Source organism: Pasteurellaceae bacterium RH1A, assembly GCA_012221805.1.
Taxonomy (GTDB): Bacteria; Pseudomonadota; Gammaproteobacteria; order Enterobacterales; family Pasteurellaceae; genus RH1A.
In genome coordinates this window covers 2006893-2021495 of the sequence record CP015195.1, presented here as the reverse complement: position 1 = coordinate 2021495, position 14603 = coordinate 2006893, and the positions used below count along the sequence as shown (strand labels likewise).

Sequence of the window (14603 nt, the reverse complement as noted above, 5' to 3'; positions counted from 1 at the left end):
GGTTTCGCCCTTAAAAATAGGATTAACCTGCCATATTGAGCAAACGCTCTCTTTTCCACTGCTCCTTGGTAAAGGTCTTAATGGTGAGCGCATGAATAGCATTAGTTGAAAAGAGTTCGGTTAAGGGGGCATAGATCATTTGCTGCTGTTTAACCTTGGACAGGCTGGCAAAGCTATCGCTGACGGCGATGACGCCATAGTGTGAGCCTTCGCCCTGTACATGCACTTCATCAAGGGCTAAATCGCTGTTGAGCAAGAGTTGTTCGATGGTGTCTTTCATACCTTGTAATGTTTCTCACAAATTAAAAATTGATGAAACCAGTCTTCCAAATCAAAGAGCTGTGCCAGGGATTTGACCGTGGCAGGCGTATTGATCAGGCAGTTCTGGGAGGTTTTTTGGTAATGGTTCAGTAGTTCAGCCAAGAGGGTAAAGCCTGCGGAATCGACCCGTTCAAGCTGGCGCAGATCCCAGTAGATATGCTGCTGGGCCTTGGGCGATAAAAAAGAAGCACGCTGCTTCCAAAGCGGAAGCAACGTGTCACGAGTCAGCTCGCCTGATAACTGAACCATTAGGCTTTCATTGTTTTGCACAATGGCCCATTGTAATGGTTTTTGGCTTTGCATAAAACGTTTTTTATTTTAGGGTAATAGGCTGTTTGGCAGATTGAGCAACTTGGGCCGTTAGGGCATCAATGCCTTTTTGGCGTAGGGTGCCGCTCCATTCATTTTGCTTGGTTGCTACCATGCTTACGCCTTCAGCCGCCATATCATAGGCCTGCCATTCGCCTGTACGGCTGTTTTTACGCCATTTGAAATCTAATTTAATCGGTTGAGCATTGCCGTTTTGCAGCACGTTTACACGAATGCTGACGATAGACTTGCCTTCAACAGATTTTTCATTTTCAATCTGCACTTTTTGGTCTGTATATTGGGTTAAGACCTGAGCATAAGATTGCTCAATAAATTGGCCGAAAGCATCGAAGAATTTTTCGCGCTGGGCTTCAGTCGCAGAGGCAAGGTTTTTACCTAAAACTAACTGGCCAGCATATTTTACATGCACATGTGGCATGAGATCGTTACGCACGATGGTGCGCAAGTAGTTTGGATCTGCCTTGATCTTGCTTTGATTTGCTCGAATATCACCAAATAATTTGTCCGCTGTTTTTTGCATTAAGACATAAGGGTTGGTTTCTGCAAAAGCATTGCTTGAAAATAAAGCGGAAACTGCAACTAAGCCTGCCACAAAAAGATTTTTAAGGTTTTTTAACATTGGTTACTCCAATTAGTAAAACTATTCAGTTTTGGGTTCAGAAGCGGGTGCTTCTGTGTTTTCGGTTTTCTTATCACCATATAAGAATTGACCGATTAAATCTTCCAACACCATTGCTGAGTTTGTATCAACAAAGCTGTCGCCTTCTTTCAACATTTGCGTTTCGCCTTCCATTACGAAGCCCACATTTAACGCAATATATTGTTCGCCAAGTAGTCCTGACGTTTTAATAGACAGGGAACTGGAATCTGGAATCTTGTCAAATTCTTGGTTCACTGCCAAGGTCACTTTTGGGGTGTAGGTTTGGGCATCAAGTTGAATGTCTGCCACACGGCCTATCACCACGCCACCGACCTTAATCGGCGCGCGTACTCTTAGTCCGCCGATATTATCGAAAGTTGCGTAAAGAGTGTAAGTTTTTTCCGAGGAAAAACCCTGTACATTCGCTACACGCAAGCCTAGGAAGACCAAGGCTCCCAATCCGAGTAGCACAAACAAGCCCACCCAGAATTCATATTTAATTGATTGACGCATTTTTCTTTCCTATGCTAAATCCGCTCTGCCCAAGGCAGAAAGCGTATTGTATTACAAGCGGGGCAAAAAGTCTGATTTTTTGCATTTGCAGAAAAAAGGCCTTTTTGCCCCGCTTGTTGAGAACTAACCGCCGAACATAATGGCCGTTAGCACAAAATCTAAGCCCAAGACCAAGAGGGAGGCATGCACCACCGTGCGGGTGGTGGCCTGGCTGATGCCTTCTGAAGTTGGGGTGGCATCATAACCGTTAAAGAGGGCTACCCAAACCACGGCAAAGGCAAAGACTGCACTTTTGACAAAGCCATTCCATAAGTCGCTCACCGTGACGCTATTTTGCATGACCGACCAGAAGCTGCCTGAATCCACGCCCTTCCAGTCCACGCCGACTAACGATCCGCCCCAAATGCCAATGGCGGTAAAGATAATGGCCAGAATTGGCATGGCGATGATACCTGCCCAGAAGCGGGGGGCAATGACCCGTCTAAGGGGATCAACGGCCATCATCTCAAGGCTGGAAAGCTGTTCGGTGGCCTTCATCAAGCCAATTTCAGCGGTGAGGGCGGAACCTGCACGACCGGCAAACAAGAGGGCGGTGACCACAGGGCCAAGCTCTCGTAAAAGGGAAAGGGAGACCAGTTGGCCCAGGCTGGTTTCGGCAGAAAAGTCCACCAAGACCACATAGCCTTGCAGGCCAAGCACCATGCCGATAAAAAGCCCAGAGAGCATAATAATCAAGAGGGATTGCACGCCCAAAACATGAAGCTGCTTGATCAAGAGCGGGCTGTGCTTACGAAATTGTGGCTTGCCGATGAGGGCGCCCCACAACATAAAACTGGCTCGGCCAAAGGTGCGGATAAGATTAATCACACTGGCGCCAAGGTTGGAAATAAAGCCCATCATTGAAAGAGCTCCTCTGTATAGTTTTGGGCAGGATAGTGGAAGCGGACAGGGCCGTCCGATTTTCCTGCTAAGAATTGTACCACCTGCGGATCTTGGCTGGCCAAGAGTTGCTCTGATGTGCCTTCGGCAATAATACGCTTGTCGGCCACAATATAGGCATAATCAGCAATGCTGAGCACTTCGGTGACATCGTGGGAAACCACAATGGAGGTTAAATTTAGGGCCTGGTTAAGGCGTTTGATCAGTTCCACAATCACGCCCATACTGATAGGGTCTTGGCCGGTGAAGGGTTCATCATACATGATCAAGTCAGGGTCAAGGGCAATGGCACGGGCCAGGGCGGCACGGCGGGCCATACCGCCGGATAATTCGGATGGCATTAAATCAGCTGCCCCACGCAGGCCAACAGCTTCCAGTTTCATGAGTACGAGCTTACGAATTAAGGCCTCTGGCAGGCGAGTGTGTTCCCGAATGGGAAAGGCAACATTGTCGAAGGTGGAAAGGTCGGTAAAAAGCGCCCCCGATTGGAAGAGCATACCCATACGCTGGCGCAGCTCATAGAGTTCCTTGTTATTGGCTGTGCAAACGTCCTTGCCGTCAAATAAAATTTGGCCTGATTCGGGCACAATCTGCCCACCAATTAAACGTAACAAGGTCGTTTTTCCAATGCCTGATGGCCCCATAATTGCCGTTATTTTGCCTTTTTTGACTTGCAGGTTGAGCTTATCATAAATCACCCGCTCGCCCCGTTTAAAGGTCAGGTTTTTCACTTCAATCAAGTTTTCCATATCACGCATTGAAAGTTTCACTTATAAAGGGTTAATCACAAAATGGTGGGGATAATCCCTGAACTGGTGGGCAAAGTCAATTGACTTTAATCTTTTGACAATCTCTAGACAAATTACAAGCGGAGCCAAAAAGGCATTTTTTTGCAAATAATCCTGAAAATTAAACCGCTTGTTTCAGCGGTTTACATCTTACTTAAGAAAGGGATTATGCTGCTTTTCACGGCCGATGGTGGTATGGGGCCCGTGGCCTGGCATAACAATGAAATCATCCTCTAGATCAAACATCTTATGCCGAATGGTGCTGATAAGCTCATCAAAATTGCCCATGTAGAGATCGGTCCGTCCAATGCTGTCCTTAAAAAGCACATCGCCACTAAAGGCAATTTTATTGGCAAAATCAAAGAAACCAATATGGCCCGGGGCGTGGCCTGGCAGATGGCGAACCTGAAAGGTAAGCTTGCCTACCTGGACTTGATCGCCCTCATTCAGCCAATGGTCAGGCAGAAAGCCCTCCACCGCTGGCATACCGTATTCACGGCAGATGTCACCAAGGTGTTCAAAGAGGGGCTGATCGGCCCGATGAGAGCCGAAGATCTCCACCTTGAAATGTTGGCGGAGCTTATCTGCGGCCATGATGTGATCCAAATGCCCGTGGGTCAGGAGGATTTTTTGAAGCCTTAGCTGATTCTCCTCAATAAAGCGAATCAGGCTTGGGGCATCATCACCCGAATCAATGACCGCCGCATTTTTGTCTTCGTCCCAAATGATGGCACAGTTCTGCTGAAAGGGGCTAACAGGGATAATTTGCAGGTTAAACATATTTTTCAACCGCTTGTTAAACACCACGCCAGCTGCGATCTGGGCCTGTGTCGATGTGGACAAAGTTACTACGAGGGTAGTAGCCTACACCGCCATTGCTTAAGGAAAGTGCAGCATTGCGGATTTTAGCGGTTGAAACGCTGGCAATACGGAAGTCCATGGCCTGGCCACGAATGTGGTAGCTATTGCTGGCCACACCACGATGGTTACGGCGAAGTGATGCATTGCTTTGGGCAGAACGGTAACCACTTAAGAGGGTGATTTCAGGGTTTTTTAGGCCCAAGCGACGTTGCACCTGATAAAGGCGCATAAAGAGATTAGGGTCGATGCGTCTGACTTGGTTATTCCGTCTGTCACGCATAATGTGGTTTAGTTTAGATAGCTCGCTGGAAACAAACTTTGAACCATTGTGGAAGTTGGTGACCAAGCGTTCGCCTGTGTTGGCGTTATATAAACGCAGGGTCAGGGGCTTGGGGGTGGCTAATTTGGCCAGCACATTGGTTGGTAGCAAGCTGGCACCCAGCACGATTCCACCTAATGAGAGCCATTTACGGCGGCCTTGATCAATTAAATTCATTTTTCATACCTTTAAAATTGAAATTGGTTCATCATAATGATGGATAACAAAAAGATACCTCTGCTTTTTATTATCAACCATTTGTACTTTTTTTTCTGACAAAAACGCTAATCAGAGTGCAAAAAAATCGAAAAGTTCCAACAAATTTCAAAAATTTGTTGGAACATATCCGAATTGTGATCTAGATCACACTAAATATTGTTTTTGACTGCTGCCCAGTTGATATTGGTTCTTTTGATTTGACTGTCAAACTTGTAAATATCTGGCAGGGTATGCACTTTACCATTTTCTACCCAGGCTGTCACATAGTAGAGATAAACAGGGTTATCTGAACGAATTTGGGCAGAAGTGGTTTTCTTGCTGTCTAAGACATTTCTCTTACGCCCTTCTGACCAACCTGCTTCCTTGAGCAAGATGGTGGCCAGTTCATCGGCTTTGGCCACACGCACACAACCTGAACTCAAAGCCCGATCGGTTTTGCTAAAGAGGCCACGGTTTGGGGTGTCGTGTAAGAAAATGGCATCCGAGCTTGGCATATTAAACTTATAACGGCCAAGGGCACTATCATCACCTGCTTTTTGGCGGATGCGGTAAGGGAAGCTCTTACTGTTTACATAAGAAGCCCAGTTTACGCTGCGTGGATTAACTTTGTTGCCTTTAGAATCAAAAATCTCAAAGCCACGGCGTTCAGCATAGCCTGGATCCTTGGCCATTCTTGGAATAAAGTCCTTGCTTAAAATCGTTGGTGGGATGGTCCAAGGCGGATTAACCACGACATTGCTTAATTTGCTATACATAACTGGCGTTCTGCGCTCGTCCTTGCCCACAATCACCTTAGATTGGAGGGCCAACTTGCCATCACGGAAGTAGTAAAGCTGGTAGCTTGGAATATTGACGAAAATCCCGTTATCAAAACTCGGGATAATCCGCAAACGTTGGGCATTCAGGGCTAATTTGGCAAAAGTGGCGCTGTTTGTCCCGCTTGCCTTGTTGGATTTCTTACCTTTTGTACCTTTTTTGCCTGTTTCAGCCGTATTTTGATTGCTTGCTGTGCCATTTGGTGACATAGACATCAATCTTTGTACGGTTTCTTGGTAAATATGGTTTCTTGGCACCAGGTTGCTGATAAATTGGGCTGTGCTGCCATTTTTCACGGCACTTAACCAACGTTGCTGTTGGGCTTCGTTAGGTGAGCGGGTACGGTAGCTACCCAACTGATAGAGCCAGTTATTGGCCTGCTTGGCCACATTGCCTTGATAGTAAAGAAAATCAAGCAGGGCATCGGTTAAGAGAATATCACGGGCCAATTCTCCCTGAGGCTTGCTGAGGATATTTTGCAGGGCCTTATCGGCTGACTTAGATACACCACTGGCCGCAAAGACTGCATATTCCCGAATAAAGGTGCGTTGAGCCTTTTGATCCTGCCACATAAGGCCAAAATCGTTATCCAAATAAAGTTTGGCCACATCACGGGCCAATAGGAGGGAGCTCTCCCCCACTTCTTGACGAACCTGGCTTTCTGCCTGAGCCAATTTTTGAGAACGCTCTTCTTCTAACAAGCGGGCTCTTTCCGCCGCTGCATCACGGGCACGCTGGGCCTCTAAACTAAGCAAAGGCAAGACATTATCAACAATAGTGCCATTGTTAGCCGCTTGAGCAGCAGGTTCAGCACTGGCAAGCACGGGGGCGGCTTGTACTGGCTGGCTTGGCATCATATTGGCTTCGACAACAGGGGCGCCTGTTTCTGCTAAAGCTGCACCTGATAGGGTTAATAAGGGTAACCACTTAAAGGCTTTCACCTTAATCATAAAATATCCTCGAAAATCGATATAGGTAATCAATATAAAAAAATAGACCGCTCAATAGCTTACTACAAGCGGTCTGAATTTTAAAATTATTTACTTAAATTTAACCAATCCACCATCATTTTCTCTGTTTCGCTGAGTACGAAATCAGGGGCTTCATAGTCTTTTGGTAGCGCATCCAAGTTCTTCAGAGGCTTTTTCTTCTCACGCTTGAAACGTTCGTTGAGGTTCTTTAAGCGTCTTTGTTCATCGGCATCATTTTCCTGTTTACGCTCTGCCAGGTTAAGGGAGGTAAACTTGCGATCATCCCGTTCTTTGTTACGGGCGATGTCTTCATTCAGGACGATAAACTCAGGATCTTGGGCAATCCGCTCTTGGTGCTTGGCGGTCAATTCAGCCACATCCGCACGGGCATTGCCGACTTCTTGATAGGTGGCCGGCGGAATCTTATCCCAAGGCAGGGCATTGTCTTCAAAAGATTCCCCATTTTTCTCTGCGTTAATGAGAGATGGGAAGAGAATATCTGCCTCTGTGCCCTTGAGCTGGGTGCTGCCGCCATTGATGCGGTAAAACTTCTGAATGGTGTATTGCACAATGCCCAGCGGATCGCGGTTAAAGTCCGTCATGAGATTAAGCGGACGGCTTTGCTGCACCGTGCCCTTGCCAAAGGTGGTTTGGCCCAGAATAATGGCTCGGTTGTAGTCCTGCATGGCAGCGGCAAAAATCTCGGAAGCCGAGGCGCTGAAACGGTTGATCATCACCATCATTTTGCCATCATAAATGGTGCCGGCATTCACATCTTCATGCACCTTAATGCGGTTAAAGGCATCACGTACCTGAACTACCGGGCCCTTGTCAATAAAGAGACCTGTTAGCTCAATCACCTCTTGTAGCGAGCCACCACCGTTGTTACGCAGGTCAATAATCAGGCCGTCAATATCACGGTTTTTCGCTTCAGTTAAAATCGCCTTGACATCCTTGGTCAAGCCCAAATAGAAGGTTGAGATCTTAAGGCTGGCAATATTCTTGCCATCCACCTTGCGAACGGTTAATTTGGCTGCACTGTCCTCAAGGCGGATCTTATCCCGAACTAGGGTAATGATCTTGGATTTGCCGCCCTTGGCAGGCTCAATTTCCAGGCGAACCTTGCTGCCCTTCTTACCCTTGATCTTATCGACCACATCATCTAAACGCCAGCCGATCACATCTTCGATTTCGCCCTTTTCCTGGCCAACACCGATGATCTTATCGCCCACCTGAATTTTCTTGCTGCGGGCAGCCGGCGCACCTGTCACCAAGGATTTGATGGTGGTAACATCATCTTCCATGGTCAAGGTTGCCCCAATCCCTTCTAGGGAGAGGTTCATGCTTTCTTCAAAACGCTTGGCCGAGCGTGGCGACAGGTAGCTGGTGTGCGGGTCGATCTCACGGGCAAAGGAATTGAGGAAGGTTTGGGCAATGTCGTCTGAGGTGCTTTGGGTCAGGCGGCGAATGGCCAGGTCATAACGCTTGGTCAGGGTTTTCTTGATTTCTGGCCATTTCTTGTCTTTGAGATAGAGGGAAATAATGTCGTTTTTGACTCGCTGCTCCCAAAGTTTGTTGGCCTCTTCCACGGTTTGCGGGAAAGGAGCTTTTTCACGATCATTTTCAATCTGATCTTGGCCCTTGAGATCGGGCTGCTTGTCCAAGAGCGACAGGGCATATTTGTAGCGCTCATAACGCAGCTTGGTCATGCGTTCATACATGGCAAAGGCATTATCCAGCTTGCCAGCTACCAAATCATCATCAAAGAGGTGGGCATATAATTGACGCATCTGATCCACATCTTCCTGTAAGAAGGTGTTATGGGATGGGTCTAGCCAGTCGATATAACGGTTAAAAATCTTTTCCGAAAATTCGTCATCCAGCTTAATGGTGCGGTAGTGGGACTGGGTCAAGCGAGCCGTTACCCGTTGGGCCGAGAGCGATTGTTCGGCAGTCGGCTTAGGAATAACCAAATCGGCTTCCTTGAGCTTTGGCTCAACCGCATAAAGAGAGCCTGCAAAGAGCAGGCCTAATAACATGGTATAGCTTTTCTTCATCAAGACCTCTTGGGTGATTAGGCAAAGAGGCGATCTTGGCTGACCGTGACGGTTAAACCAGTGGCTAACTGCACCCGCACGCCTTGTTTTTCTACATCAAGAATGGTGGCCGCCTGGCTTTGGGAACCAACTAAGACCTTAACGGCCTGGCCCTTAACCACTTTTGAGCTATCCAAAGCGGTTAAGTTTTCAGCCGCTTTTTGCGGGGCTGGTTTTTTGGCCTTATGAGCTGGGCGAGCTTGAGCCTTTTCTTCACGGGCTTTTTTCTTAAAGAAGGCCTTGCGTTCTGCCTTGCGTTGTTCTTCACGTCTTTGGGCATAGGCTGCCTTGGCTTCAGCCAGAGATTGGGCAGCGTGTTCGGCCTGTTGGGCATCGACCACACCTGCTGGGTTGCCCTCTAAGTCCACCCGCACGGCATCGGCCTGACAGGCCGCCAAGTAGCGCCAGCCCATGGTGTACACCCTAAGCGCCTGGCGTAGGGTGGTTTTGCTGATGTCTTCATTTTCTAGCGCTGTTGCCAGATCCTGGAAAAGACCGATTTTAAGTGGTTTGGCCTCGCCTTCTAGGGAAAAACAAAGCGGGAATTTTTGTACCAGATAGGCAATGGCCTCTTTTGAAGTCATGCTGGTTTTTGTGTTTTCTGCTTCAGTTGTGATCTGTTGTTCTTGTTCTGACATAACCTGTTCCGTGTGAAAAATTAAGGGGGTAAGAAAGTGAAAAAGATGGCGCTCACTATATTTTATTTAGGCCAATTCGTCCACTCAAATTACCAGCGAAAAGGAGAAAATCCTGCTGGCTTCGACCCCTAAATTGGCCTATGGTTTCAAAAATCGATAAGAAATATGCTGCTGGTAGGTTTCCCCTGCACGGAGGATGCCACCCAAGTCCCACCACTCGGGGTGGTTGGGGCTATCTGGGAAGCACTCGGGCTCCAAGGCCACACCGGCATAATCCCCATATTGCCCGCCCGTCAAATCAGGCTGGCCGTCTAGCCAGTTGCCCGTATAGACCTGCAAGGCAGGCAGGGAGGTGTTCAGTTCTAGCCGTAAATCCTCCACGGCTAGGCAACAAGCAGGGCCATCAGTCGTATTTTTTGCAAGTTCAAAGGCATGGTCGTAGCCCTTAACCAGCCTTTGATCTTCATCCTTGAGAAGATCTTGGCCAATGGCTTTAGGTTGGCGGAAATCAAAGCCCGTGCCCTCTACGGCTTTTAAATCCCCACTCGGAATGCCGTCTGCCGCCACGGGCAAATAGCGCTGGGCTTGGATCTGCAAGCGGTGGTTTTTAATGTCCTGTTCACCACTTAAATTAAAATAGGCGTGGTTGGTTAGGCAAAGTGGGGTGTCCTGATCGCTCACGGCCTCAAAGGCGAGGCGAACTTGGTTGCCCTCCAAACCATATTTGACTGTTGCCTGCACCTCGCCCCCAAAGCCCTCTTCCCCATTTGCAAAAATCTTGGCAAATTTAACCGCTTGCGGGCCTTGTTCGACCACTTGCCAGATACACTTATCCGCCCCCTTTTCCCCGCCGTGCAGGTTATTGGGGCCATTGTTTTGGGCCAGTTGGAAGGTCAGATTATTTAGGCTATAACGCCCCTGGGCAATGCGGTTTGCATAGCGGCCGATGGTGGCCCCAAAGTAGGCGGATTGTTCTTGCCAGCGGTCAGGTGTGGTCGTGACTAGAACCTCCCGTTCTTCATGAGGGAATTTCACGACACAAGACAGCCAAGAAGCACCCAGGTCGCTTAGGGTGATTTTTAGGTGTTGGTTTTCGAGGGTAAAGAGTTGCATAGGCGCTCCCTATGGTAAAAAAGATAGCGCCAGCGTCCAGGCTGGTGCTGATATATGATTAAAAAGGCACCAGCGTGGACGCTGGCGCCATCTCAGTTAGATGATATGTACCCCATCACAAGCCGTGCAGAGGTGGAAGGTTTCCTTAATGCCGGTTTGCTTTTCATAATTATCGGCCACCAGCTTGCGTAAAGCCTCCACCTTATCATTTGGCACCAAGCAGACAATGCAACCACCAAAGCCGCCGCCCGTCATTCTGGCCCCGCCGTCCTTACCAATAGCCACTTGAGCCAGTTCCACCAAATAATCAATTTCAGGAATGGTGATTTCAAAGTCATCCCGCATAGAATCATGGGAGTCGGCCATCAGCTGACCCAGCTTGACCATATCCTGATGTTTCAGGGCTTCCACCGCTTCTAGCACCCGATGGTTTTCACTAATCACGTGCTTGGCTCGTTTGTAGGCCAGCTCATCTAGAACCTGAAGCTCCGCTGCCCGCTCAATAAAGGCTTCAGGGCTGACATCCCGAAGGGCCTTAATCCCAAAGAAGGCTGCGGCCTTTTCGCACTCTTGGCGGCGGCTGTTGTATTCGCCTGTAACCAAGTCGTGCTTGACGTTGGAGTTGATAATGGCGATGGAATAGCCCTCTGGCACTGGCGTTGGGCTGATTTCAAGGCTGCGACAGTCAATCATCACCAAGTGATCTTTCTGGCCAAGAGCGGAGGCCAGCTGATCCATATTGCCGCAGTTGGCCCCCACGAATTTATTTTCCGCCTCTTGGCCAATTAGGGCAATGTCGGTATGGCTTAAGGGCAGATCTCCCAAAATTTGGCAGGTTTTGCCGATGGAGATCTCCAGGGCAGCAGAGGAACTAAGGCCCGAAGACATAGGCACATCGCTGGTCATGGCGATATTGGCCCCTTGCTTGAAGCTCGGGCAACGGGCCTGGATAAACTTAACCACGCCCCGCACATAGTTTTTCCACTTGTCGGCACTTGGCTCAAGCGGCTGGGTGAGATCAAATTCATCATGGGCGTCAATATCAATGGCATAGACCTTCCAGAGGCTGTCTTCACGCTTAGAAAAACTGACCGCCATGCCATAATTGATGGCACAAGGCATTACAAAGCCGTCATTGTAGTCGGTATGCTCGCCGATAATATTGACCCGGCCAGGGGCAAAGACGGTGCAAGCGGGCTGATTTCCATAGATTTCTATAAATTTGGTTTGGGAGAGTGCTTGGGGTTTCATAGGGTGTCCTTTTATCTCATTATGATGGCGCCAGCGCCCTCGCTGGTGCCTTTTTAATCATATATCAGCACCAGCGTGGACGCTGGCGCTATCTTTTTAGGCCTATTTATTCTTTATAATGCCTATCTTCACTAACCGCCCGCAACCTTTCAGCCGCCTGCTCTGGGGTCAGATCCCGCTGGGTTTCGGCCATCATTTCATAGCCCACCATAAATTTCCGCACAGTGGCTGAACGCAGGAGCGGCGGGTAGAAGTGGGCGTGGAGCTGCCAGTGATCATTTTCTTTCCCATTAAAAGGAGCAAAATGAAAGCCCATGGAATAAGGGAAGCTGATCTTAAAGAGATTATCGTAGCGGGTGGTCAGCTTTTTCAGGGCTAGGGCCAAGTCTTCCCGTTCGGTTTCATTCAGATCGGTAATTCGCTTAAAGTGCTTGGCCTTGGGCAAGAGCAGGGTTTCAAAAGGCCAGCTGGCCCAGTAGGGCACGACGGCTATCCAGTCTTGGGTTTCCACCACAATCCGCTCATTTTTTTCTAATTCACGCTTAGCATAATCTAGCAGGAGGGGCGAGCCATATTGGGCCAAATAGTCCCGCTGGCACTGGTCTTCAATTTCAATTTCATTGGGCAGGAAGTTGCTGGCCCAGATCTGGCCGTGAGGGTGGGGGTTGGAGCAGCCCATCATAGCTCCCTTGTTCTCAAAAATTTGTACCCACTGATAGCGTTCTTTTAGCTCGGTTGCCTGTTCTTGCCAAACCTCCACCACTTGGGCGATTTCAGGCAAGCTTAATTGGGGCAGGGTCTTACTGTGATCGGGCGAGAAGCAGATCACCCGGCTTTCACCCTGGGTGTGGGCAATCTTAAAAAGCGGATCTTTGCTTTCAGGCGGGGCGGGCGTGTCGCTTAAGAGGGCTGAAAAGTCGTTTTTAAAGACAAAGGGCTGGGTATAAGTGGGATTAACCTCGCCAGTAATGCGCTTATTGCCAGGGCAGAGGTAGCAGGTTGGGTCGTAGGCAGGTTTATCATCCTGCACCACCTCTTCTTCCTGGCCCTGCCAAGGGCGTTTTGCCCGGTGGGGGGAAACCAAAACCCATTGGTTTTTCAAGGGGTTAAAACGGCGATGGGGGTGGTCGTTTTGCACAAATACTTCACTCATCAGAGGCTCCTTTTCTTTGAAATTTTACTCTAAATTATAAGGCATTTCTGGAGTAAAGTTTGTGATGGAGATCACAAACTTTCTTAAATTTTTAAAAGTAAGTTTTGCAAATTAACTTAAATCTTTATATCCTAAACAACATTTATTATCAACAACCAACAAAAATGAAAAGTTTCACCTATTCTACCCTGGCCCTGCTCTTGGCCGGCACAGCCTATGCCAACAGCCAACAAGACGCCCAAACCATCAACCAACGCCTAAACGATCAACGCGCCCTCAATGAACTGGAAAAACCCCTTCCGCAGCCTGTGCAAGCGGTTCAAAAACCGCAAGAAGTTGCAAAAAAGGAAGGCAAGAGCGTTTCCATGAGCAAGGAAGAACTGGCCCAGTACCCTGATTTGGTGGTGCGTGCCCTGATTCCAGCTGTGTCGCAGAACAATGCGGATAACGTGGCCCTGCTCTTTCCGATTTATCAGGAGATCCCAGCCGACTTTCACGACCCTATTTTAACAGAGTGGGCCGAGGCCATTTTGGCTCATGCCAAGCAGGATTATGGCCAGTCTATCCAACACTACCGCAACATCATTGCCAAGCAGGCAGATCTAGGCTTGGTGCGTTTTCAGTTAGCCCAAGTTTTATTTGAAAACAATGAGTTAGATGCCGCTCAAGACCAATTCCAAAAACTGCGTAGCGAACCTGAACTGCCTAGCCAACTGGCTCAGGTGATTGAACAATACCTGACTGCCATTGCCAACCGTGACCGCTGGGAATTTAGCGGCGGGCTGACCTACTTGCACGACCCCAACATCAACAACGCCCCTAAAGCAGGCACTCGAATCGGCAACTGGACAGGCCCTGAACGGGAATCGGCCCACGGGCTGGGTGGCCACTTTAGCCTGGGCAAGAAATGGTCTTGGGGCAATGGTTTTTATCATGAAATCCGGGGGATTTGGGCGGGAAATACTATTGGGACAACAAGAAATACAACGAGGCCAATGCCCGTGGCAGCCTAGGCCTGGGCTTTCAAAACGCCAAGCACAATATCAGCCTGGCCCCCTTTATGGAGCAGACCTTCTATGCGGGCGGTTCTAATAAGAGCGAAACCCTCAAGCGTTTTTCCAAGTCGGGTGGCGCTCGCCTAAGCTGGTCTTACTGGCTCTCTCCCCAATGGCTGACGGATAACACCTTTGAATACGGTGAGCAACGCTATGCCAGCCGCAAGCACCTCAACGGCAACTATGCTTTTGTTTCAAGTTCTCTCATTTACTATGCCAATGCCAAGCAATACTGGCTGGGAGGCCTAGACTACAACCGCACCAGCACCCGAGATAAGGACGACAGCTACGTCCGCAAGAGCCTGCGTTTAGGCTGGGGCCAGGAATGGGGCGAGGGCTTTTCGACCCGTATCGTCCTAAGCTACGCCCAGAAAAACCACAAGGGGCCAATGCCTATTTTTGGGGTGGTGCAACGCAACAAGGAATACGGCATCCACACCAGCATCTGGCACCGAGCCTTGCACTTTAAGGGCATTACCCCACGTTTGACTTGGTCTTATAATAAGGTTAAAAGCAACCATGCCTTTTACAGCTACGACAAGCACCGTGTTTATGTGGAGTTGAGTAAGCGCTTCTAAAA

Annotated in this window: 14 protein-coding genes and 1 pseudogene; 1 reads left to right on the top strand and 14 read right to left on the bottom strand. The window is 48.8% G+C overall.

What is annotated here, in order from left to right; genetic code table 11:
- Positions 1-22: 22 nt before the first annotated feature.
- From A4G20_09515 to A4G20_09450, 14 genes are all read right to left on the bottom strand, one after another.
- Positions 23-280, bottom strand: coding sequence for a BolA family transcriptional regulator (locus tag A4G20_09515; protein ID QIW16557.1), 258 nt, complete (start codon positions 278-280; stop codon positions 23-25).
- Positions 277-624: an NTP binding protein (Contains STAS domain) gene (locus A4G20_09510; GenBank protein ID QIW16556.1), complete on the bottom strand. Its 348-nt coding sequence runs from the start codon at positions 622-624 to the stop codon at positions 277-279. Before A4G20_09510 ends, A4G20_09515 begins: the two co-directional genes overlap by 4 nt.
- Before the next feature lie 10 nt (positions 625-634).
- Positions 635-1270, bottom strand: coding sequence for a hypothetical protein (locus A4G20_09505; protein QIW16555.1), 636 nt, complete (start codon positions 1268-1270; stop codon positions 635-637).
- A gap of 21 nt (positions 1271-1291) precedes the next feature.
- Positions 1292-1804: an outer membrane lipid asymmetry maintenance protein MlaD gene (locus A4G20_09500; protein QIW16554.1), complete on the bottom strand. Its 513-nt coding sequence runs from the start codon at positions 1802-1804 to the stop codon at positions 1292-1294.
- A gap of 123 nt (positions 1805-1927) precedes the next feature.
- Positions 1928-2704 (bottom strand): ABC transporter permease, encoded by a 777-nt coding sequence (locus tag A4G20_09495; GenBank protein QIW16553.1) that lies wholly within the window; start codon positions 2702-2704, stop codon positions 1928-1930.
- Positions 2701-3501 (bottom strand): ABC transporter ATP-binding protein, encoded by an 801-nt coding sequence (locus tag A4G20_09490; GenBank protein ID QIW16552.1) that lies wholly within the window; start codon positions 3499-3501, stop codon positions 2701-2703. The genes A4G20_09495 and A4G20_09490 overlap by 4 nt, the downstream gene beginning before the upstream one ends.
- Positions 3502-3681: 180 nt before the next feature.
- A complete protein-coding gene (locus A4G20_09485) occupies positions 3682-4311 on the bottom strand; it encodes an MBL fold metallo-hydrolase (GenBank protein ID QIW16551.1) in 630 nt (209 codons plus the stop codon).
- A gap of 16 nt (positions 4312-4327) precedes the next feature.
- Positions 4328-4888 carry a hypothetical protein gene (locus tag A4G20_09480; protein ID QIW16550.1) on the bottom strand — a complete coding sequence of 187 codons (561 nt, stop codon included), beginning with the start codon at positions 4886-4888 and terminating at the stop codon, positions 4328-4330.
- A gap of 191 nt (positions 4889-5079) precedes the next feature.
- Positions 5080-6696, bottom strand: coding sequence for a L,D-transpeptidase (locus A4G20_09475; GenBank protein ID QIW16549.1), 1617 nt, complete (start codon positions 6694-6696; stop codon positions 5080-5082).
- An 86-nt stretch (positions 6697-6782) separates the two neighbouring features.
- Positions 6783-8774 (bottom strand): C-terminal processing peptidase, encoded by a 1992-nt coding sequence (locus A4G20_09470; GenBank protein ID QIW16548.1) that lies wholly within the window; start codon positions 8772-8774, stop codon positions 6783-6785.
- 17 nt (positions 8775-8791) lie between these two features.
- On the bottom strand, positions 8792-9451 hold the full coding sequence (locus tag A4G20_09465) for an RNA chaperone ProQ (GenBank protein QIW16547.1): 660 nt from the start codon (positions 9449-9451) through the stop codon (positions 8792-8794).
- A gap of 138 nt (positions 9452-9589) precedes the next feature.
- The gene (locus A4G20_09460) at positions 9590-10564 is read right to left on the bottom strand and encodes a galactose mutarotase (protein QIW16546.1); all 975 of its coding nucleotides are present in this window, start codon (positions 10562-10564) and stop codon (positions 9590-9592) included.
- A gap of 96 nt (positions 10565-10660) precedes the next feature.
- A complete protein-coding gene (locus A4G20_09455) occupies positions 10661-11815 on the bottom strand; it encodes a galactokinase (GenBank protein ID QIW16545.1) in 1155 nt (384 codons plus the stop codon).
- Positions 11816-11921: 106 nt separating this feature from the next.
- A complete protein-coding gene (locus A4G20_09450) occupies positions 11922-12968 on the bottom strand; it encodes a galactose-1-phosphate uridylyltransferase (protein ID QIW16544.1) in 1047 nt (348 codons plus the stop codon).
- A gap of 164 nt (positions 12969-13132) precedes the next feature.
- Here A4G20_09450 and A4G20_09445 point away from each other — a divergent pair.
- Positions 13133-14601 (top strand): annotated as a pseudogene (locus tag A4G20_09445) (hypothetical protein).
- The last annotated feature ends 2 nt before the right edge of the window (positions 14602-14603 follow it).